Source organism: Pseudomonas psychrophila (assembly GCF_001043005.1).
In the GTDB taxonomy this organism is placed as follows: Bacteria; Pseudomonadota; Gammaproteobacteria; order Pseudomonadales; family Pseudomonadaceae; genus Aquipseudomonas; species Aquipseudomonas psychrophila.
On record NZ_JYKZ01000001.1, the window covers coordinates 1,023,215 to 1,044,705 of the forward strand.

The 21,491-nt window shown below is 58.2% G+C and carries 15 protein-coding genes; 5 read left to right on the top strand and 10 right to left on the bottom strand.

The annotated features are described in order from the left end of the window. Window positions 1–184: 184 nt before the first annotated feature. Window positions 185–1,348, top strand: a complete 1,164-nt coding sequence (locus tag TU76_RS04745; protein ID WP_019823918.1) for a type III PLP-dependent enzyme — start codon at window positions 185–187, stop codon at window positions 1,346–1,348. A 44-nt stretch (window positions 1,349–1,392) separates the two neighbouring features. Here the strand turns inward: TU76_RS04745 and TU76_RS04750 are convergent, their stop codons facing one another. From TU76_RS04750 to TU76_RS04765, 4 genes are all read right to left on the bottom strand, one after another. Continuing rightward, window positions 1,393–2,406: an alpha-xenorhabdolysin family binary toxin subunit B gene (locus TU76_RS04750; RefSeq protein WP_048351170.1), complete on the bottom strand. Its 1,014-nt coding sequence runs from the start codon at window positions 2,404–2,406 to the stop codon at window positions 1,393–1,395. 17 nt (window positions 2,407–2,423) lie between these two features. Next, window positions 2,424–3,518 (bottom strand): alpha-xenorhabdolysin family binary toxin subunit A, encoded by a 1,095-nt coding sequence (locus TU76_RS04755; RefSeq protein ID WP_231984155.1) that lies wholly within the window; start codon window positions 3,516–3,518, stop codon window positions 2,424–2,426. Window positions 3,519–3,847: 329 nt separating this feature from the next. Further along, window positions 3,848–4,609 (bottom strand): tetratricopeptide repeat protein, encoded by a 762-nt coding sequence (locus TU76_RS04760; RefSeq protein WP_048351171.1) that lies wholly within the window; start codon window positions 4,607–4,609, stop codon window positions 3,848–3,850. A 3-nt stretch (window positions 4,610–4,612) separates the two neighbouring features. Then, the gene (locus tag TU76_RS04765) at window positions 4,613–5,293 is read right to left on the bottom strand and encodes a Fe2+-dependent dioxygenase (protein ID WP_019823925.1); all 681 of its coding nucleotides are present in this window, start codon (window positions 5,291–5,293) and stop codon (window positions 4,613–4,615) included. Window positions 5,294–5,510: 217 nt separating this feature from the next. Here TU76_RS04765 and TU76_RS04770 point away from each other — a divergent pair, with 217 nt between their 5' ends. Further along, window positions 5,511–7,811 carry a TonB-dependent receptor gene (locus TU76_RS04770; protein ID WP_048351172.1) on the top strand — a complete coding sequence of 767 codons (2,301 nt, stop codon included), beginning with the start codon at window positions 5,511–5,513 and terminating at the stop codon, window positions 7,809–7,811. Between the two features lie 114 nt (window positions 7,812–7,925). Then, a complete protein-coding gene (locus tag TU76_RS04775) occupies window positions 7,926–10,460 on the top strand; it encodes a PepSY domain-containing protein (RefSeq protein ID WP_048351173.1) in 2,535 nt (844 codons plus the stop codon). A gap of 138 nt (window positions 10,461–10,598) precedes the next feature. Here TU76_RS04775 and TU76_RS04780 read toward each other — a convergent pair whose 3' ends face one another. From TU76_RS04780 to ptsP, 3 genes are read right to left on the bottom strand one after another with little or no spacing between them, the layout of a single operon-like run. Then, window positions 10,599–12,338 (bottom strand): PTS fructose-like transporter subunit IIB, encoded by a 1,740-nt coding sequence (locus TU76_RS04780; RefSeq protein ID WP_019823928.1) that lies wholly within the window; start codon window positions 12,336–12,338, stop codon window positions 10,599–10,601. Between the two features lie 11 nt (window positions 12,339–12,349). Next, window positions 12,350–13,291 carry a 1-phosphofructokinase gene (pfkB, locus tag TU76_RS04785; RefSeq protein WP_048351174.1) on the bottom strand — a complete coding sequence of 314 codons (942 nt, stop codon included), beginning with the start codon at window positions 13,289–13,291 and terminating at the stop codon, window positions 12,350–12,352. After that, entirely contained in the window at window positions 13,291–16,152 is a 2,862-nt protein-coding gene (ptsP, locus tag TU76_RS04790; RefSeq protein WP_048351175.1) for a phosphoenolpyruvate--protein phosphotransferase, read from the bottom strand. Before ptsP ends, pfkB begins: the two co-directional genes overlap by 1 nt. A 337-nt stretch (window positions 16,153–16,489) precedes the next feature. Here ptsP and cra point away from each other — a divergent pair, with 337 nt between their 5' ends. Both cra and TU76_RS04800 read left to right on the top strand, forming a co-directional pair. Next, the gene (cra, locus tag TU76_RS04795) at window positions 16,490–17,485 is read left to right on the top strand and encodes a catabolite repressor/activator (RefSeq protein WP_019823931.1); all 996 of its coding nucleotides are present in this window, start codon (window positions 16,490–16,492) and stop codon (window positions 17,483–17,485) included. 2 nt (window positions 17,486–17,487) lie between these two features. Next, window positions 17,488–18,270, top strand: a complete 783-nt coding sequence (locus TU76_RS04800) for a TatD family hydrolase (RefSeq protein WP_048351176.1) — start codon at window positions 17,488–17,490, stop codon at window positions 18,268–18,270. A 124-nt stretch (window positions 18,271–18,394) separates the two neighbouring features. On the opposite strand, the gene ampE is transcribed toward TU76_RS04800, so the two are convergent. The 3 genes from ampE to TU76_RS04815 form a co-directional block, all read right to left on the bottom strand. Then, complete coding sequence (gene ampE / locus TU76_RS04805; RefSeq protein WP_048351177.1) at window positions 18,395–19,231, bottom strand: regulatory signaling modulator protein AmpE; 837 nt, start codon at window positions 19,229–19,231, stop codon at window positions 18,395–18,397. Then, window positions 19,228–19,791, bottom strand: a complete 564-nt coding sequence (ampD, locus tag TU76_RS04810) for a 1,6-anhydro-N-acetylmuramyl-L-alanine amidase AmpD (protein ID WP_019823937.1) — start codon at window positions 19,789–19,791, stop codon at window positions 19,228–19,230. The genes ampE and ampD overlap by 4 nt, the downstream gene beginning before the upstream one ends. Window positions 19,792–19,874: 83 nt before the next feature. After that, a complete protein-coding gene (locus TU76_RS04815; RefSeq protein WP_019823939.1) occupies window positions 19,875–21,371 on the bottom strand; it encodes a DUF1631 family protein in 1,497 nt (498 codons plus the stop codon). Window positions 21,372–21,491: the final 120 nt, after the last annotated feature.

Genomic DNA, 21,491 nt, shown 5'->3' on the forward strand with positions numbered 1-21,491 from the left:
GCCGAACATCCATGCTGGAAACGATCCATCCGGCTCAAGTACTGACGACGAGACAGCAAGGTCCATTTACCTTATTTGCTTTCGGCGGACATGCCTTGGGAAGTAGGCGAACCAAAGTGGGGATACGGAGGATGTTCAGTTGCGCCCATTTATTTATGACGTTTGCCACTAGGAGTCCCTCAGCATGTCGATCAAGGTCGAAGACTATTACGCGCGCGATACCTTCAACAAAATGAAGGCCTTCGCTGACACCCAGGAAACCCCGTTCGTGGTGATCGACACTGCCATGATCAGCAAGGCTTACGATGACCTGCGTGCAGGCTTCGAGTTTGCCAAGGTGTACTACGCAGTCAAAGCCAACCCTGCCGTCGAAATCATTGATCTGCTGCGCGACAAGGGCTCGAACTTCGACATCGCTTCGATCTACGAGCTGGACAAAGTGATGGCCCAAGGCGTTGGCCCGGATCGCATCAGCTACGGCAACACCATCAAAAAATCCAAAGACATTCGCTATTTCTACGAGAAAGGCGTGCGCCTGTTCTCCACCGACTCTGAAGCTGACCTGCGCAACATCGCCAAAGCCGCTCCGGGCTCGAAAATCTACGTACGCATTCTGACTGAAGGCTCGACGACGGCTGACTGGCCTTTGTCGCGAAAATTTGGCTGCCAGACCGATATGGCCATGGACTTGCTGATCCTGGCCCGTGACCTGGGCCTGGTGCCTTACGGCATCTCGTTCCATGTGGGCTCCCAGCAACGCGACATCAGCGTGTGGGATGCGGCCATTGCCAAGGTCAAAGTGATCTTCGAGCGCCTGAAAGAAGAAGACGGCATCGTTCTCAAGCTGATCAACATGGGCGGCGGCTTCCCGGCCAACTACATCACCCGCACCAACAGCCTGGAAACCTACGCAGAAGAAATCATTCGCTTCCTGAAGGAAGACTTCGGTGACGACCTGCCAGAAATCATTCTGGAGCCGGGCCGTTCACTGATTGCCAACGCCGGCATTCTGGTCAGTGAAGTGGTACTGGTAGCGCGTAAATCCCGCACCGCCGTGGAGCGCTGGGTTTACACCGACGTGGGCAAATTCTCGGGCCTGATCGAAACCATGGACGAAGCCATCAAGTTTCCGATCTGGACTGAAAAGAAAGGCGAAATGGAAGAAGTCGTGATTGCCGGCCCAACCTGCGATAGCGCCGACATCATGTACGAAAACTACAAGTACGGCCTGCCATTGAACCTGGCAATCGGTGATCGTCTGTACTGGTTGTCGACCGGTGCCTACACCACCAGCTACAGCGCCGTTGAGTTCAATGGCTTCCCGCCGCTGAAGTCTTTCTACCTGTAAAAAAAAGCCCCCCGGCCTAGTGGTCGGGGGGCTGTCATTACCGCCTAGCGACTGATCTGCCGCAAGAAACGCTGAAACCCTGCCAGCTCTGCCGATACCTGCTGTATCAAGTGCTCATTCACTTCAGCCGTTGAATGCACCCGGGCGATAAACTCCCCAAGCCCCCGGGCAACTCGCTTCATGTTGTCAACCCAATACGTCCTGGCCTCAACCAACTCCGCGTGGCGTCTTATCTTTTCTGCACGCTCTTTTAATCCTCGTGCATCTGTCATGTTTTTGCTTTTCAGCATTCGCACGTCAGATAACTTGTCGGTTATTTTATTGCGTGCCTCGGTCAGGGCAAACAAACGATAACCGCCGTCAAAAAAGCCCAGGTACAGCGTAACGCGTTCAATGGCAGCCACCACCACATCCGCCTCCGCCTTTCCTACCAGCGCTGAAGTTACAAGCGCCTGAATCTGTTCAGCGCTCGGCAGCAAGTCCCTGACATGATCCAGCCATGTTCGGGTTTGAAGAAGAGTGACTGCGGCGTCTATGACTTGTTTGTCCCCACGCAGTTTGTCTTCTTCTATCTGCAGTATGAGAGCCTGCTGCTCCAACGCTTCGAGTCGGGCCACGTCATAAGCCAGCAAGGGATCAGAGTAGTGATCCAAGTTTAATCCTCGCCCCTCATCGATCCGCAGCAGCACGTGCTCTTTGGCTGTGCCGACAGCACTTACGATTCTGCTTATCCGCTGAGCACAAGTGTCATTAAGTGTTGTGATCGCAGCAGAGTGTATGTCGGCAGTTAATTGCGTGTGCGCCTGAATGGCAGCCCATTGCTCCAGCAGTGCGTCGAGCCCCGAACTTTCAACGACCACATCAAGATGACGTATTTGATCGACAATCGTGCGCACCCCCTGACTCAACGTTCTGGCCGCCAGACTCAAACGCTCTTGCAGAGAGGGAATAAAATCGTAGTCACGATTAACCGCCACCGCATTGAATTTTCTCAGCCCGGCAAACACACCCGGCATATCCGGATTTTCATAAACCATCAGTTCAATATCCCTATTCATGAAGTCAGTCCCTTTACTCAAAGACGCCCATCGATAATTTCATTAAACGCATTGGATATCTGCACGCTGTAATCTTTAACACGCGTCCAGGGATTCAACAGTTGTGAAAAATCAAGTTTGAACCGGTGCAACCGGGCAAGATCATCCACGCCCTCCAACTGGTAGGCGGCCTCGTCGAGGTATTTGGCGATGTAGCTCCATACTTGCGCCAACTGCTTGGCCCCCTGCTCGGCACCGAGCATACGGCTGCGCAGATCGGTAAAACGCTGCTGAGTGGCATCCAGCACCGTGGCCAGCCTCTCTTGCTCCTGGCTGCTTAACCTTGCGATCTCACGCTCGGCAATCAGTTGGTTTTTTCGGGCGCGTGTCGCTTCGGCTTTAACACCAAATATCCCACCGGTGATGGCCAATCCGATAGGCCCCAGGAAAATCCCTGAATGGCCATACAACACCTGAGACTTATAGTCCTTGATCAACTGTTCGATTTCGCTGTCCAGTTGCTTTATACGCGCCACTAACGCTTCGCGCTCTCTGGAGTGGCCTCTCTTGGCGTACGCATCAAGTTTGCTGTTGACTTCGTGAATCAATTCGTCTGACAACACCCGTTCAAACTCGGCCGCCAAGGCACCGACGGCCGTGGCTTTTTTGATATAGGCGTCGGTGTCTTTTTTGATCAGTAGCACGTACTCCCTGACAATACGAACCGCTGTAAGCTCTGTCGAGTTCAGAACAATCAACTTCAACTCGGCTTCTTCTGCCTCGGTCAACTCATTCAGCGTACCCGTGAGGAAACGCTCGAACTCAATTTTATTGATCAGTTCAATAATGCCGTTGGCCGTCGTAATAAAACTGTCCGAGAACCGGTTAAGTTGCCGGCTGAGTTCTTTAGTATCACGTTCCAGCGCCGACCAAGTTCCAGCGTGCTGGACGACCCGCTGATGAAACGACTGAATGCTGGCAGGTTCCAGCCCGGGCACCCCTTGCGTATTGGCCCCGAACCACGCAACGATCTTGTTGTAATCGACGGGTAACGTTCGCGATTCACGCACATAGGCGCGGACACTGTGTATATCACTGCGCCGTATAATAAACCCCAACTCATCCTTTGACACCGCCGCATTTTTTCTCCCGCCAGCACCTGGATATACTGCGACGGCAAATAAATGGCCGCCTCCAACGACGTCATTTCTTCAAGCGGCCTGGCCTCTTCACTACTTTCAACACGCGCGTGATTATCACTTTGCATATTAATTCCCTTTAAATAATTATCCTGCTAAAACAGAATCAATCTTCAAAGGTTATTAATCAACTGGACCACGACTCGACAAGACGTAAGACAACGACACAAAATATAAAAGAATACGTACCCAAACAAACTACCGCCCACACGGACATGCTAAAACACCGCGTACGAGTATTGCCCGCAGCGGTGTAATTAGTCTCAGTCGTTACTGTTCAGGAGCGAATTTATACGCGCTTGCCACAGGTCGCTCAGTGCTCTGACACGAGGCTCTAGGGCCTCAAGCAGGGCCAGGTAACTGACTCGCAAGAAGTTCAGATTGCCTGCCGCCAAAGCACGCTCAAACCAGACCAGCGCTTCGTCAATGTTTCCGGACTCTGCCAGTACCGAGGCATGGCTGAACTGGCCACGAAAATCACCGCCCATGGCTGAGCGTTCGTACCAGAAGCACGCTGCCTTTTTATCAGCAGGGCAATACACACCCTCTTCTAGATAACGCCCAAGAAGATTCATCGATTTGGCGTGGCCCGCCTGTGCTGCCGCCCCATACAACTTGAACGCCGTGCTCTGGTCTTGCGCCACACCGCGACCGGTAGCCAGCAAGTTGGCGTAGTTGTAGAGCGCCCAATCCAGACCAGCTTCTGCTGCTTGCCGATATTCCAGGCTGGCCAGCGTGCAATCCACTGGGCCGCCCCAGCCATGTTCCCAGCACCGGCCGAGCATGTTGCGGGCCATCAGGTGGCCGCTATTGGCTGCGATTTGAAACCAGCGTTTGGCCAGCACCGGGTCGCGCGCGATGCCCTGGCCATCGAGCAAGATCTGCCCCAGCAAGGCCTGGCCGTCGACGATGCCTTGCTTGGCCGCTATCAGAATGGCCTGGGCCGCTTTCGCCGGGTTTTCAGCCAGCATGGCGCGTAGCTGGTCACCGTCGAGCACTTCTTCGCGGCGTAATTGAAAGCTCATGACTTAGACCTCGGCCCAGCGACGCAACAGGTTGTGATAGGTGCCCGTGAGCTGGATGAGGGATGGATGATCGGGTACATCGCGGGTCAGTTGCTGGATCGCGCCATCCATTTCAAACAGCAAAGTGCGCTGGCTGTCTTCGCGTACCAGGCTTTGAGTCCAGAAAAACGACGCAAAACGTGCTCCCCGGGTAACCGCATTGACTTTGTGCAAGCTGGTGCCGGGGTACAGCACCATATCACCAGCGGGCAGTTTGACTTGCTGCACACCGTAAGTGTCCTGAATCACCAGCTCACCGCCGTCATAGTCCTCGGGATTGCTGAAAAACAGGGTTGCCGAGAGATCGGTACGCACCCGCTCGGGGCTGCCCTTGGGCTGACGCACGGCGTTATCGATATGAAAATCAAAACTGCCGCCCCCGGTGTAGCAGTTCACCAACGGCGGAAAGACCTTGTGCGGTAACGCAGCCGACATGAACAGCGGGTTTTTCCATAGTCGGTCCATCATCGCTGCGCCAATCTCCTTGGCGAGCGGATGGTCGTCGGGCAATTGCAGATTGTGCTTGGCTTTCGCGGATTGAAAACCGGCGGTGATTTTGCCGTCAGCCCATTCAGTTTGCTGCAGCGCCTCACGGATGCGCTGCACCTCTTCGCGAGAGAACAAGCCGGGAATATGCAGCAACATGACGCGACACCTGATATCAGAGGGATGGCAATGTTATTGATTCTTATTGGATGTGTAAAACGCTGCTGTGCGCCCATAGACGAACGAGTGTGAAAAAACCGTAAAGGCAAATTGTAAAGATTGTAAATTTAGCGCAAATAGTAATACCTCTCAATTGATAGCCAGAATTGTTTGCACTATATTTCGCGGCTCAAATTCTGGGGGAAGGGATCTTAAAATGTCGCGCCAACAATTAAAAATACCCGTCAGCTCACCACGCTTGCTGGCTTCGGCCATCGGTGTTGCTATTACCGCGTCCTCTGCAGCCCATATGGCTCAGGCCGCTGAAAGCACTGAGAGCAAGGCACAGAGCAACAGTATTTCCCTTGGCGCGACCACCGTTACTGGCGAGCAGACCGAGCAGTCTTATCAGGTTGAGAAAGCCAGCTCGTCCAAGTACACCGCTCCCCTGATCGATACCCCGCGTTCCGTCACTGTTATCCCTCAGCAAGTGCTGCAGGACACCGCAGCTACCTCGTTGCAAGACGCATTGCGCACCGTGCCGGGCATCACTTTCGGCGCAGGCGAAGGCGGCAACCCACAGGGCGACCGTCCATTCATTCGTGGTTTTGACGCTCAGGCCGATATGTACCTGGACGGCGTGCGCGACGCTGGCGGCCAGACCCGCGAAATTTTCGACATCGAGTCGATCGAAGTCAGCAAAGGCCCGAACTCCTCCTTTGGTGGTCGTGGCTCGGCAGGCGGTAGCCTGAACATGGTGAGCAAGACCCCTAAAATGGGTGACTTCCTCAACGGTGGCTTCACCTACGGCTCCGACCAGACCCGCCGCTATACCGTGGATGTAAACCGCCAGTTTCTGGACACAGCAGCGTTCCGTCTGAACCTGATGAGCCACGAGCAAAATGTCGCTGGCCGCGACTCGGTCAACTACGACCGCTGGGGCGTTGCGCCATCGCTGACCTTCGGCCTGGGCACAGAAAACCGCCTGAACGTCAGTTACTACCACCTGGAAAGCAACGACCTGCCAGATTCGGGCATTCCATATGGCTACAGCAACAGCTCCAAAACAGCTGTTCATGCTCACGACAAGCCAGACGATGGTGGCGACAGCCGCAACTTTTACGGTTTGAAAGATCGTGACTTCCGCAAAACCCGCGTCGATATCAGCACCATCTCGTTCGAGCATGACTTCAGCGACGCGATGACACTGAAGAACACCTTCCGTCACGGCAACACTGGCCAGGATTACATCCTGACCCAGCCGGATGACAGCCAGCACAACGTTAACCAGTTTGGCACCGTGTGGCGTCGGGCCAACACTCGTGTTTCGACCACAGAAACCACCACTAACCAGACCGATCTGTTTGGTAACTTCCAGGTCATGGGCTTCAAGAACACCTATTCCACAGGTGTCGAATTCACCCGTGAAGAAACCCGGGCCAGCAGCTACACCGTCTCCCCGAACAGCAATCCTAATTGCACACCGGACAAAGTCGGCAACAGCGGTGGCCAGTGCACCTCACTGTCCAACCCGAATCCAAACGACGTGTGGACCGGTACTGAAAATCGCAACTACTACGGCACCAACACCGTTGGCGTGACCAAGGCCGCTTACGTTTTCGATACGATCGAACTTGATCCAAAATGGCTGTTGAACGCGGGTCTGCGTTATGACTCGTTCAGTACCACCGCCAACACCAACGCTGCAACAGGCCGCACTAAAGCCTCCAACGACAGCAACTTCTTCAACTGGCAGACCGGTCTGGTCTGGAAGCCGCTGGATAACGGCAGCGTATACGTTTCCTACGCGACTTCTGCTTCGCCTCCGGGCGGCATTGTGGGTGAAGGCGTTGAAGGCAACGGCCTGATTGCTCCTGGCAGCACTATTACCAGCGACCTGAAGCCGGAAGAAACCGTTAACTACGAGCTGGGTACCAAGTGGGATGTGTTCCAGGATCGCCTGTCGCTGACGGCGGCGGTATTTCGTACCGAGAAGAAAAACACTCGCGTCCTGACTGACTCCTTCACCTACGAAAACGCCGGTGAGTCCCGCGTTGACGGTCTGGAGTTGTCGGCCAGCGGCAAGATCACTGAAAAATGGCAGGTGTTTGCAGGCTACAGTTACCTGAAAAGCGAGCTGGTTGATCCAGGTAAAAAAGGCAACCGCAACGGCAGCATCAACACCACTGCCTTGTCGGACAAAGGCAACGAAATGCCGAACACGCCGAAAAACAGCTTCAGCCTGTGGACAACTTATGAAGTGATGCCAAAGCTGACCGTTGGTGGCGGAGCGTTCTATGTGGATGAAGTGTTCGGCGACACCGCCAACACCGTTTACGTCCCGGCTTACACCCGCTTCGACGCGATGGCCAGCTACAAGCTGACCAAAAATATCGACCTGCAACTGAACGTGCAGAACCTGACCGACAAGACCTACTACGACAAAGCCTATGCGTCGCACTTCGCCAGCCAGGCGGCGGGCCGTACAGCCTTGTTGACCACCAGCTTCCACTTCTAATCCGAAGCTGAGTTGTACAGAGCCCCGCCCATCTGATGGTCGGGGCTTTTGTGTGTAGCCTCGTCAGCGGCTACAAATCCTGAAGCATTCAATTGAGCAAGCAAGGCGGTCGTCGTGTTTAAGAAAACACTTTTTCAGCTGCACTGGTTTTTCGGGATCACCGCAGGGCTGGTGCTGGCCCTGATGGGGATCACCGGCGCCACGGTGTCGTTCCAGGACGAGTTGCTGAACTTGCTCAACCCTTCGGTACTCAAGGTCGAGAAACTCGACAGCGGCGTGCTGCCTCCCGCCGAGCTGGTGCGCAGGGTCGAGGCCACTGAAGGCAAACAAGTTTCAATGCTGTGGGTGGGTGTGGACAGCGGCACGGCTGCGCGGATTTTCTTCACCCCGCCACCGGGTGAGCGACGTGGGCAGCTGCGCTATGTCGACCCTTACACCGGCGCCTATCGGGGCGAGGCCAGCGGCCAGGGCTTTTTCGACCTGATGCTGCAACTGCACCGCTTTCTGGCCATGGGCCAAACCGGTCGCCAGATCACCGGCGCTTGCACCTTGATGCTGATTTTCTTCTGCCTGTCTGGCCTCTACTTGCGCTGGCCGCGCAAGGCGCTGAACTGGCGGGCCTGGCTGACACTGGACTGGGCGAAAAAAGGCCGCAGCTTTAACTGGGACCTGCACGCGGTCGCTGGTACCTGGTGCATGATCTTTTATCTGCTGGCCGCACTGACCGGTTTGTCATGGTCCTACGAGTGGTACAACAAGGGCCTGCAAAAGCTGTTTTCCGACTCACCCAACAGCCAGCAGCGCAAAGGCGGCCGTGGCCAACCAGGGCCTGCGGGACCTGCTCCGGTTGCCGACTACGACGCCATCTGGGCCAGCATCCAAAAAGCCGCCGGGCCGGACCTGAGCCTGTACAACGTGCGCATGCCCCCTGTGGCAGGGCAGCCGGCAACGGTGTTTTACCTGCTCAACAGTTCGCCCCACGAGCGTGCGTTTAACCAGATCACTGTCGATCCCGCCACCGGCGCGGTGAAAAAACACGATCGCTTCGAAGACAAAAGCTACAAGGCGCAATTGCTCAGCAGCATCTACGCGCTCCATGTGGGCAGCTACTGGGGCCTGACCGGCCGCATCCTGGTGACCATCGCCAGCCTGACCATGCCGCTGTTCTTTATTACCGGCTGGTTGTTGTACCTGGACCGTCGCCGTAAAAAACGCCAGATCAAACAGGCACGCCAGGGGTTTGCCGCAGTCAGCAACGATGCGCCGTCATGGCTGATCGGCTTTGCCAGCCAAAGCGGCTTTGCCGAGCAATTGGCCTGGCAGACTGCCGGACAACTGCAGGCGGCCGGTCTGCCGGTGCGGGTTCAGCCCTTGGGGGCGCTCAACGAAGACGACTTGCAACAGGCGAGCAACGCCCTGTTTGTGGTCAGCACCTTTGGCGATGGCGAAGCGCCCGACAGCGCCCGTGGTTTTGAACGCAAAATCCTCGGCCAGCCTCTGGGGCTGAACACGCTCAAGTATTCCGTGCTCGCGCTGGGCGACCGCCAATACCCGAACTTTTGTGGTTTTGCCACCCGGGTCCAGCAATGGCTGAGCGAGCGTGGGGCCCAAGCGCTGTTTAGCCCGGTGCAGGTCGACAGCGGTGATGCCGAGGCACTTCATCAGTGGCAGCAACAGCTCAGCCAGCTCACCGGCGGCGCGCCGAGCGCCAACTGGCAGGCACCGAGCTACAACAACTGGAGCCTTGATCAGCGCGAACTGCTCAACCCCGGCAGCAGCGGTTCGGGGGTTTATCTGTTGGCGCTCACCCCACCCGATGGGAACGCCTCCTGGCAGGCCGGTGATTTGGTAGAAGTCATGCCAAGGCAGTCCACATGGGCCGTCGAGCACTTCCTTGACGGCCTGGGCCTTTCGGCCAACTCCCCGGTGCAACTCGACGGCCTGCAAGAAACCCTGGCCCAGGCACTGGCTGGCCGCCAACTGCCGGAAAACCGCGCTCACCTGGTGGGCATGCACGCCCAGGCGCTGGTCGACGCATTAGTCCCGCTGAACATGCGCGAGTACTCCATTGCCTCAATCCCTGAGGATGGCTCACTGCAATTGATCGTGCGCCAGGAGCGGCATGCAGATGGCAGCCTGGGGATTGGTTCGGGCTGGCTGACGGAACATGCCGCCATCGGCTCGGCGATCAACCTGCGTGTGCGGCGCAACAGCAGCTTTCATCTGCCCGCCGAACCCGTGCCGCTGATTCTGCTCGGTAATGGCACCGGTCTGGCAGGGCTGCGCAGCTTGCTTAAGGCACGGATCGCCCAAGGACAGCAGCGCAATTGGTTGTTCTTTGGCGAGCGTAACGCCGAACACGACTTTTACTGCCGCGATGAACTGCAAGGCTGGTTGGCCAGTGGTGATCTGGCTCGACTGGATCTGGCATTTTCCCGGGATCAGGCACAGAAGGTCTATGTGCAGGATCGCTTGCGTGAGTCTGGCGATGAAGTACGCCAGTGGCTGGCAGACGGCGCCGCGATTTATATCTGCGGCAGTTTGCAGGGGATGGCAGCGGGCGTGGATCAGGCGCTGATCGATATGCTGGGGGCTGAAGCGGTGGAGTTGCTGATCGAGCAAGGGCGCTATCGCCGCGATGTGTACTAGAGGTTTTCTCTCGGGTTACTAGCCCGACTCCTGTGGGAGCGGGCTTGCTCGCGAAAGGCTCAATGCGGTGAATCAGATCAACTGCATCAAGTGCATCGCGAGCAAGCCCGCTCCCACAAGGTATTGGCTACCGGGCAACTACGCCTTGGCTGTCTCCAGCGCCATTTCCACTGGCTCCGGCCGTTTGATCACCGCATACACCACTGCAGTCACCAGGCTACCCGCCACAATTGCCAGCAAGTACAGCAGCGCATGGTTGATCGCATTCGGGATCAGCAACACGAACAAGCCGCCGTGCGGTGCCATCAGTTTGCAGCCGAAGTACATCGACAATGCGCCCGTCAACGCGCCACCCAGGATGCTCGCCGGGATGACCCGCAGCGGATCTTTGGCCGCAAACGGGATCGCACCTTCAGAAATAAAACACAGCCCCAACACTAGCGCCGCTTTGCCAGCCTCACGCTCGGTCTGGGCGAATTTGCGTCGCGCCAGGAAGGTCGCGATACCCAGGCCGATTGGCGGCACCATACCTGCGGCCATAGTCGCTGCCATCGGTGCATAACTCTGGGAAGCCAGCAGCCCTACCGAAAACGCATACGCCGCCTTGTTGATAGGCCCGCCAAGATCGACACACATCATCCCGCCCAGCAACACACCCAATAGAATGGCGTTGGTGGTGCCCATGCTGTCGAGGAAGTGGGTCAGCCCCTCAAGCATCCCGGCAACCGGCTTGCCCACCACGTAGATCATCACCAGGCCGGTAAACAGGCTGGCGAACAACGGGATGATCAGAATCGGCTTCAGCGCTTCAAGGCTTTGCGGCAATTGCAGGTAGCGGTTGATCGCCTTGGCGCAGTAGCCCGCGATAAATCCGGCGATGATCCCGCCGATAAACCCGGCGCCCAGCGTGCTCGCCAACAGACCACCAATCATCCCTGGCGCCAGGCCCGGACGGTCGGCAATCGAATAGGCGATGTAACCCGCCAGCAACGGCACCATCAATTTAAAGGCTGCATCACCACCGATTTGCATCAGGGCTGCCGCCAGTGTGCCGGGCTCTTTATAAGCAGAGATGCCAAACACGAAGGACAACGCGATCAGCAAGCCGCCCGCCACTACCATGGGCAGCATGAACGACACGCCGGTCAGCAGATGCTTGTAGACCCCGGTTTTTTCTTGCTTGGCCGGGGCTGAACCGCCCGTCGCAGCACTCTCTTGCTGACCTTCGCTCAGGGCCTTGTTCAGGGTGGCTTCGGCTTGCTTGAGGGCGATGCCGGTGCCGCAGCGGTAAATCTTTTTACCGGCAAAACGTTCGGTAGGCACTTCGATATCTGCCGCCAGCAGTACCACATCGGCGTCCCGGATAGCCTCGGCGCTCAGCGGATTGCGCGCACCGACCGAGCCCTGGGTTTCGACCTGCAGTTCGTAGCCCAAACGCTTGGCCGCTTGCTGCAAGGCTTCGGCCGCCATGAAGGTGTGCGCAACGCCCGTTGGGCAGGCCGTGATGGCGACAATTTTAGGGGCGCGCTTCGCGCTCTCGACCGGAGTCGATGAAGGCGCAGGTGCGATATAAACTTGCGCCTCCTGGACCCCGCGCAGCAACACAGCTTCTACATCTTGCAGGGCCTGGGCCGGGGTGCTCTGAAACACCCGCTTGCCAATAAAACGCTGCATGTCCAGCGGCGTGCTGCTGACCAGCAAGACCCACTCGGCTTCATCGAGGGTGGCCGCCGACAATTGGCGTTCCGGATGCTTGGGATCATGCACTTCAACGCTGGTGCTCCAGCCCTGACGCTGCGCCGCTGCATCCAGCAAACGGGCGCACAGCACGCTGGTCACCATGCCGTTTGGGCAGCCCGTCACAATGGCTAATTTCATGTGTATCCCTCTTATTCTTTTGTCAGGGGGCGAACGCGAACGCCGCTTTCGAGCTGCGCCAGGTGCGCCGCATCGCTGATACCAAAACCGATTTGGGTGACTGCCATCGCCGCAATGGCAGTGGCGGTGCGCAAGGTCTTTTCGGGGCTGTGGCCACTGAGCAAACCGTGGACCATGCCCGCGAGCAACGAGTCACCCGCCCCCACCGTGCTGGCTACGCTGACCTTGGGCGGCAGTGCCTGCAAGGCCTCGGCGTGGCTGAACCAGTTCACACCGTCAGCACCATGGGAAATAACCACGTGCTCAATGCCCAGCGCCTGCAAACGGGTGGCGGCTGAGATCTGGGCCTCAAGGCTGCTGATATCGCAACCCAAGGCATCACTGAGCTCTTCAGTATTGGGTTTGATCAACCAGGGGCCAGCCGCCAATGCTTCTTTCAAGGCCTGGCCACTGGTGTCCAGAATCACTTTCAAACCGAGAGCCTTCAAGCGCAGCACCAGAGCGTGCAGCCACTGCGGGCTCACGCCTTGGGGCAAGCTGCCGGCCACGACCACTGCATCATGGCCGGGGGCAATACGCTCAAGTGTGTCGAGCAAGGCCTGCTGCGCCTGCTGGCTGACCCGCGGCCCGAGCCCGTTCAGGTCTGTAACGCGGCCATCGTCTTCAGCGAGTTTGATATTGCTGCGGGTTTCACCGGGGACGCGGACAAATGCATCGACAAAGCCCCGGCGTTTGAACAACGCATCGAAGGCTTGTTGATTGTCTTCGCCCAAAAAGCCGCTCACCGTCAGTGTGTGGCCCAGGTCCGCCAGCACTTGCGCAACGTTTACGCCCTTGCCCGCCGCATGGGTCAGCATCATCGGGCTGCGATTGACCTCGCCCGGTTCCAGATGCCCCAGACGCACGGTCAGGTCCAGTGCCGGGTTGAGGGTGATGGTCAGGATTCTGGCCATTAGAGCGCCTCCACCAATGCACGAACTTCATCCGGGCTGCCAACGCTCAAAGCTTGCGCGGCCAGGGTTTTGAGGCGATCCATGCTCAACTCCCGTACCCGTGCCTTGACTTCAGGAATGCTGCGCGCCGAAACGCTCAGTTCATCCACGCCCAGGCCAACCAGTACGGGCACCGCCAGCGGGTCGGCCGCCAATTCGCCGCACACCCCAACCCATTTGCCGTGGGCATGGGCGGCACGTACGGTGATGTCGATCAGTTGCAGCACCGCCGGGTGCAGGCCGTCTGCCTGAGCCGACAAGGTCGGATGACCACGGTCGATGGCCAGGGTGTATTGGGTCAGGTCGTTGGTGCCGACGCTGAAAAAATCCACTTCCTTGGCCAGTACAGGGGCCAGCAAGGCGGCAGAAGGCACTTCGATCATGATCCCCAGTTGCAAATCGGCCACCGGGATTTCCAGTCGCAGACGCTCGGTCATGTCACGGGCGGCGCGCCATTCGGCCACGCTGCCCACCATCGGGAACATGATGCGTAGAGGGCGGTTGTCTGCCGAGCGCAGCAAAGCGCGCAACTGGCTTTCCATAACGTGCGGGCGTTGCAGCGTAAGACGAATGCCACGAACGCCCAGAAACGGGTTCTCTTCTTTCTCGATCGGCCAGTACGGCAGCGGCTTGTCGCCGCCCACGTCCAGGGTGCGAACCACCAGGGGCCGCCCGGCCAGACCATCCAGCACGCGACGGTATTCCGCTTCCTGAGTAGCCTCGTCCGGCACCTGGGAGTGGGCCATGAATATCAGCTCGGTGCGCAACAGGCCAATGCCCTCGGCACCCTGTTCGACTGCACTGGCGACGCCTTTGCTTTCGCCGATATTGGCAAACACTTCAACCCCGTGACCGTCCAGCGTCACAGCTGGCTCATGGCGCTGGGCTGAAGCGGCCAGCAAACGCAACTCGCGGCTGTCGCGCTCCTGCGTGGCGCGCTGCAAGGCGTCGGCATCCGGAGAAACGTGCAAACGACCGCGTTGGCCATCTATCAATAGCTGAGTGCCTGGCGCCAGTAACAACACGGCTTCCCCCGCCCCTACCAACGCCGGAATGCCGAGTGCACGCGCAACAATGGCGCTGTGGGCAGTGGCACCGCCGCGGGCAGTCAAAATACCCGCAACCCGGGCCGGATCAAGGCGCGCGACGTCCGACGGGCCCACTTCATCCATCACCAGCACATAAGGCTGATCGGGTTCTGCCGGGGTTTCGATGCCACATAACTGCGCCAATACGCGGCGGCCGATATCACGCAAATCAGCCGCACGCTCAGCCAGCAGCGCATCCTGCAAGGACTCTTGCTGATGCGCAGCGGCTTCGATCACGGACATCCAGGCAGCTTCAGCACTTTCGCCCTGCTTGAGGCGCGAATCGACCTCGTCGGTCAGTTCCGGGTCGTCGAGCATTTCCTGGTGAGTGATGAAAATTTCACGAATGGCCTTGGACTGACTGCGCGAAATCAGGCCTTCGATGTCCTGACGCACTTCGTTCAAGGCTTTTTGCAGGCGTTCGCGCTCAACCACTGATGACTCGCCACGCAACGGGTAGTCGAAGGTTTGCAGCACTTGAATGTGAGCCGGGCCAATGGCAATGCCGGGCGAGGCCGCGATGGCCTGGACCATGCTACCGGCAGCCGGAGCGGTGATCAGCGTGGCAATTTCAGCCACGCTCGGCGCCGCTTCGACCAGAGTCGGCAGTGGCTCGACTTCTTCACCCAAACCGGCTTCGACAGCCGACAACAGTACGGGCAATGCGTCATTGGCGATGCTTGGTTCGGCAATAAACTCCAACACCTGGCCGCGACGGGCGCCCAGGCTCAGCAATTTGCTCAGGCTCTTGGCCGAGACTGCCGAGTCCTGCCCGTCGACGATTCTGACGCGGATTTCACCCTCAAAGCTTTTCGCCAGTTGCGCCAGCACCTTGGCCGGGCGCGCATGCAAGCCGTGGGCGTTGGCCAAGGTAATACGGGCACTCGGCCAGTCCGCCGGCAACTCTCCGCCCAGCACTTCGAGCACTGCACGACGGCTGGTGGCACGACCCAGCTCATGACCGCGGCCAGCAATCAGCAACGCGCACAAGCGCTCCAGTAAAGCCTGATGTGCTTCGCCCAGGCTGGCCAGGCAAAACAGACCGCTCAGTGGCTGGCCCAGATAACGTATTGGCTTGTCCGGTGTTACAAACGCGAGCCCCGGGCGCTTGACCGTCTGCTCGCTGTGGAGCCACCACAGGCCATCACCCAGCGGGAGTGCATCGACTTGTTGCAGTACGGCGGCAAAGCCATTGCTCACGCAATCGGCCTGGCGCAACAGGCGTGCACCGCGCCAAACCAGCTCCTCGAAATCATCCGCAGACACGCCGAGGCCAATCATCTGGGCATCCAGCGCCAGCTCCTGGGGGGCACCCTGGAGCAATTTGAGCAAGGCTTCGGCGGAACTGGCACGGCGCAGGGCTTCGCCCAAATCGGTTTCGCCCAGGGCACGGGTCAGCAGTTGGAGTAACCGCAGGTGTTCGTCGGACTTGGCCGCAATGCCAATCGCCAGGTACACCATCTGGCCATCACCCCAGTCCACGCCCTCGGGGAACTGCAACAAACGCACCCCTGTGGTGAACACCAATTCGCGGGTTTCAGGCGTGCCATGGGGGATTGCAATGCCCTGGCCCAAAAAGGTCGAACCTTGAGCCTCACGCGCTTGCAAGCCGCTCAGATAACCTTCAGCCACCAAGCCATCGGCAACCAGTTTATCGGCGAGTAATTGCAACGCCGCAGATTTGTCCACGGCCGTCTGGCCCATGGAAATCTGCTCTATGGTGAGCTCGAGCATGCGTTCTCCTTTCCGGTGCTCCATGGCACCCGGTATTGTTTTGAATTAAGTCAGCTTAGGTTGCTCATCACGGGCTGTGTCTGTGGATGTGTGGCAAGTACATCGCTACCGGGACCAACACCTTTAAATACGTCTGCTGAAACGTTTAATCAATAATACCCGGCACGTTACTGCATAATTGCTCGCGCTTGAAGTCCAACTTGTCGTATTGATGGGTGCTCGCGGCGGATGTTGCAAAAAAGGCCGTACTCGAAGGGCAGACGATGGTCGGCTGCCTTTATCGGTTAGGATTGGCCAAAATGTCGACATGTACTACAAAAAATAAGGAATTTTCGGCGTGAAGCTCAGTGATATTGCTCAATTGGCAGGTGTTTCCGTAACCACGGCCAGCTATGTCATCAATGGAAAAGCCGAGCAGCAGCGCATCAGCAGCAGCACGGTCGAGCGCGTACGCGCTGTAGTCGAGGAGCACGGCTTTACCCCCAACCCACAAGCAGCCGGGTTGCGCAGCCGGCACACGCGTACCTTGGGGTTTATCCTCCCGGACCTTGAAAACCCGAGTTATGCCCGCCTGGCCAAGCAACTCGAACAAGGCGCCCGCGCCCGAGGCTACCAGTTGCTGATCGCCAGCTCCGACGATGCGCCGGAAAGTGAACGCCAGTTGCTCAAGCTGTTTCGTGCCCGTCGTTGCGACGCCCTGTTCGTGGCCAGTTGCTTGCCCGAGGAAGATGACAGCTACCGCCAGCTGCAAGACCTGGGCATGCCGATCATTGCCATTGACCGGACGATGGAGCCGGAGCGTTTTTGCTCGGTCATCAGTGATGACTGCGAAGCCAGCCTGCAATTGACCCGTAGCCTGTTGCAGCCATTGCCTCGGCAGATTGTATTGATCGGCGCCCGTCCTGAACTGAGCGTCAGTCAGGCCCGTGAGGCCGGTTTCAAACAGGCTGTCGAAGGGTTTGCAGGCGAAGTCCTGATTGAACACGGCGCGGCCTTCAGCCGCGAATGTGGACGCCGGATCATCGATGAGTTGCTGGCTCGTCAGGGGCACTTCCCGGATGCGCTGATCACGACCTCATACGTGCTGTTGCAGGGGATGTTCGACGCATTGCTGGAGCACCCGACCCAACGCCCGCCCTTGCGCCTGGCCACCTTTGGTGACACACAGTTGCTGGACTTCCTGCCGCTGCCCGTCAATGCCATGGGCCAGCAACACAAACTGATCGCCGAGACAGCCCTGAACCTGGCGCTGGCAGCCATTGAAGAGCAGAACTACGTGCCCGGTATTCATGCGATCGCACGTAATTTCAAACAGCGCATCCATCAGGCCTGAGCATGCAGTTGATCGACTCACATACCCACCTCGACTTCCCGGACTTTGACGCTGACCGCCCGCAGGTACTGGCGCGCAGTCGAGCGTTGGGGGTCAAGCAAATGGTGGTGCTGGGGGTCTATCAGAGTAATTGGCAGCGGTTGTGGGATCTGGTGCAAACCGACAGCCAGCTGTATGCCGCCTTTGGCTTGCACCCGGTGTACCTCGACGACCATCGCCCTGAGCATGTTATTGAGCTTGGGCAATGGCTGAGTCGCCTGGCGCAGCATCCGCAAATGTGTGCAGTGGGTGAAATCGGCCTCGATTATTTTCTTCCCGAACTCGACCGCGATGGCCAGCAACAGCTGTTTGAAGCGCAACTGCAATTGGCCGCCGACTTTCAACTGCCCGCCCTGCTCCACGTTCGCCGCAGTCATGCGCAGGTGATTGCGACCCTGAAGCGCATCAGGCTAAAGCGCGGCGGAATTATTCATGCGTTTGCAGGCAGTCGCGAAGAAGCGCGTGAATACATCAAGCTGGGGTTCAAGCTGGGCCTGGGTGGCGCGGCCACCTGGCCGCAGGCGTTGCGCCTGCGCAAAGTGATGGTCGACTTGCCGCTGGAGGCCATCGTGCTGGAAACCGACTCGCCCGACATGGCCCCTGCCATGTACCCCAACCAGCGCAACAGCCCGGAACACCTGCCCGATATTTGCCAGGCACTGGCCGAGGTCATGGGTGTCAGCCCCGAGCGATTGGCCGAGGCCACCACGGCCAATGCCTGCGAAGTCTTTGGCTGGACGCACTGAGCACAAACCTGTGGAATTCCTTGTGGGAGCGGGCTTGCTCGCGATGGCATCGACTGGGTATCCCTGACCCACCGAGTCGTCTGAATCGCGAGCAAGCCCGCTGCCACGGCGATGAAATGCTGCTCTACAGCAGCAACGCCCACACCGCAAAGCACGCGTACCACAGCACCGCCGCGCGCAGCAGCAGGGCCCAGAGGGTGTCGAGACTGGTGACACCTTCAGGCCCGGCTTGTGGTGCAGGGATTTCTGCAGCAGCACAGCCGGCCTTGTTAATCAGTTGCGCGGCGCTGATGTCCCAGCTCAGTAACTCATGCAACATCACCCGACTGACCGCCGCGAAGTTGCCCACCAGCGCGAAACTTGCCGCCAGCAGCCGCACCGGCAACCAGTCGAAGGCATGGCGCAACTGCTCGGCACGCTCGACCAGCGCCGGGTTCTGGCTGTGTTCCGCCGCCAGGGCCAGCAGGCGATAGCTCAAGACAACCACAGGCCCCAGCAGGAAATACCAGAAAATCACCGCAAAAAAGCTTTGGTAGGCCTGCCACAACAAATGCCCCTGCACCTTGTCCAGCAACTGCTCGCCGCTGTCTGCGCTTACGCCCAGGTCGCGCTCGGCAACATGGGCTGCCGCCTGCAAGTCGCCACGCCGCCAGGCATCACGAAACGGCCCGAGCCCGCCCAGCAAGTCACCGCGACCCAAGCTGTAAATCACCACCAGCAGGTGTATCGGCAGCGCCAGCAGGCCATAAGCCACAGGATGCAGCACCACCAACAGCATGCCCAAAACTGCAGCGGGTAATGCAATCAGGATGATGAGTATCCACCAGGGTTTATTACCCAGGCTCTGGCTGGATTCGAGCTTGTGCAGCTCACGCAGCCAGCCGCCGTCACGCTGCAGACGCTGACGCAAACCCGAGAATTTCTCCACCAGAATCGCCAGCAGTAACACCACAAAACTCATTGTCTCTCTCCTGTGTGCGGCAACGCGCTGCGAAAGCGCATCCAATCAAAAGCCGGCCCCGGATCCGTCTTGCGCCCCGGAGCAACATCGCTATGGCCGCATATCCTGTGCGAGGTGATGGCGGGAAAAGCTGCCTGCAATTGCCGGGTCAAGGCAGTCAATGCCTGATACTGCGCATCCGTAAAAGGCAGTTCGTCGGTGCCCTCAAGTTCAATGCCCAGCGAATAGTCATTGCACGTTTCTCGCCCCTCAAAGCTTGAAACCCCCGCATGCCATGCGCGATCAAGACAAGAGACAAACTGGGTGACAGCTCCGTCACGCTCGATCAGGAAATGCGCACTCACCCTCAAGTCGATAATGCCTTCAAAGTAAGGGTGTTCTGTGGCGTCCAGCCGGTTCTGAAAAAACTCCTGAACCTTGCCGGTGGCGAACTGCCCCGGCGGCAAGCTGATGTTGTGGATGACCAGCAGGGAGATTTCATCGCTCGGGCGCGCATTGAAGTTGGGTGACGGACAATGGCGCACACCTTGAAACCAGCCGCTCGCGGGGTCCAATTGCATACAGGCTCCTTCAACAGGCAAAACCAAAGGCCCAGTATGCCGCGATGAGCGCGCTGATGGGGAGCAATCTGCTTACGAGCCGATTACTCGGCGCCGGACTGACGCAGACTGTCTATTACCGACTCCAGGGCCCGGTCGATCAATAGTCGGTCGTCAAGCAGCAAAACCGTCCCGCTGCGCAGCTGGACGATTAAATCGGTGCGGTTTTTTTCCAGCACCTTGGCCCCGAGGCGATTGACAAAAATATGCGTACCTTCGGGTTCCAGGATCGTGATCAGCTTGCAACGCAGTCGCGTGTTGTCGTCTTCCTGAAGTTCGATCCAGGCCCCGATACGCAACTGGCTGACCAGCAACAACCCCAGGTGTCCCTGTTCATCAAGAGCGGGTAAAGACAGGGACTGCACCGGGGCGGGCTGAAGTTTGGGGCGACTGCGCGCCTGCTCGGCATCACGGGTGCGCTGCTCGAGCAACTCGATGCGGCTGAATTCGCCGCGGGTAAACATCGAAAAGTCATGCAGAAGGGATTCAAGCAGTGCCGGATTATTGCCTGCATACCGGGCCAGTTGCAGTACCACGTGCTCAATTTTGCGATACAGCAGGTCGTTGCAGTCATCGGCGCTGGCGCCCCAGCCAATGGCGGCGCCAGCGATCACATTGAGCAAGCGCCGGGCCGGGTGGCTGTCACAGCTAAAAAAATTCTGATCGCTTTGGGCGATCTGCAGCATCGGTTCGCGTAGCAGTCCCAACAGCTTTCTCAACGGGGGTGACAGGTTTCGGTCATCGCGGATGTAATCGAATAAAAGCCCTACGAGATTGCTAGCATTTTCGCTGGTACCGGGAGAGTCCTGCGCAAGGGCATCGGTTTTTACTGCGCAACACGAAGTCCTGTCCGACAGATCTGGCAGGACACCGGTGGCGATTAATAGCTGGTTGGCATCGGCGTACAGATGCTGGGTCCGGCTGAGCAAGTACTTCTCGAACAGGCGCAGCATGATGAGCTTGACCTTGATGTCCACACCCTGATCACGCTCGGCCTGCAAAAAGTACTCGCACAGCTTCGCCGGGCCCAGCGGATTGTTGTGCTCATCCAGGGGGACGCAACTGAGGGTATTGAGGCGAGTGCTCAACTGGCACAAGGCCAATTGGTTGTGGTTCAGGACCCGCGACACCATCGCACTGGTCACTTGAGCGCGCTCAAGGTCATCGGCCATCAGCGAAAAGGCCGCCTGTGCCGGAACAACGCCCTGCAACGTGGGCTCACTGTTTTCTGGTTGGGCCAGCCTGACAAAGGCTTCAAAGAGGTGTTCAAGAAAACCGCGTTCAATGTGTTTGCGCTTGAGCCGCACATCGCGCATGGCTTCAAAAAACAGGCTCTGCTCAGTATCGCCTTGCGCCTTGTCGGCCATTTCAAACAAGGTTTCATCGGCATTGTCGAACAGCACGTGCAGCTCGGTCCTGAGCTGCTGGGCGGCTTTGTCATGAACCTGCAGCAGGATCACAGGCAGGCGGGCAAGCGGCGAGTGCATCGCCCACTCAGTGGTGATCCTGTGTGCAGGCCCCACTTTCCCGTCATTTTGCATCCTGGTCTCCCTGAAGGGTCTCTTCGCTTGCCAGTGAAGGCTCGTGGTCAGAGCCATTTTTGACACTCACAAACAGAGGCCGGCAGTGGCGTATGCACTGGCCGGTGTATCGAATTTAAG

Coding starts and splice junctions, on each gene's coding strand:
- TU76_RS04745 (WP_019823918.1), top strand. CDS start 185: ATGTCGATCAAGGTCGAAGACTATTACGCGCGCGATACCTTCAACAAA.
- TU76_RS04750 (WP_048351170.1), bottom strand. CDS start 2,406: ATGAATAGGGATATTGAACTGATGGTTTATGAAAATCCGGATATGCCG.
- TU76_RS04760 (WP_048351171.1), bottom strand. CDS start 4,609: ATGAGCTTTCAATTACGCCGCGAAGAAGTGCTCGACGGTGACCAGCTA.
- TU76_RS04765 (WP_019823925.1), bottom strand. CDS start 5,293: ATGTTGCTGCATATTCCCGGCTTGTTCTCTCGCGAAGAGGTGCAGCGC.
- TU76_RS04770 (WP_048351172.1), top strand. CDS start 5,511: ATGTCGCGCCAACAATTAAAAATACCCGTCAGCTCACCACGCTTGCTG.
- TU76_RS04780 (WP_019823928.1), bottom strand. CDS start 12,338: ATGAAATTAGCCATTGTGACGGGCTGCCCAAACGGCATGGTGACCAGC.
- pfkB (WP_048351174.1), bottom strand. CDS start 13,291: ATGGCCAGAATCCTGACCATCACCCTCAACCCGGCACTGGACCTGACC.
- ptsP (WP_048351175.1), bottom strand. CDS start 16,152: ATGCTCGAGCTCACCATAGAGCAGATTTCCATGGGCCAGACGGCCGTG.
- TU76_RS04800 (WP_048351176.1), top strand. CDS start 17,488: ATGCAGTTGATCGACTCACATACCCACCTCGACTTCCCGGACTTTGAC.
- ampE (WP_048351177.1), bottom strand. CDS start 19,231: ATGAGTTTTGTGGTGTTACTGCTGGCGATTCTGGTGGAGAAATTCTCG.
- ampD (WP_019823937.1), bottom strand. CDS start 19,791: ATGCAATTGGACCCCGCGAGCGGCTGGTTTCAAGGTGTGCGCCATTGT.
- TU76_RS04815 (WP_019823939.1), bottom strand. CDS start 21,371: ATGCAAAATGACGGGAAAGTGGGGCCTGCACACAGGATCACCACTGAG.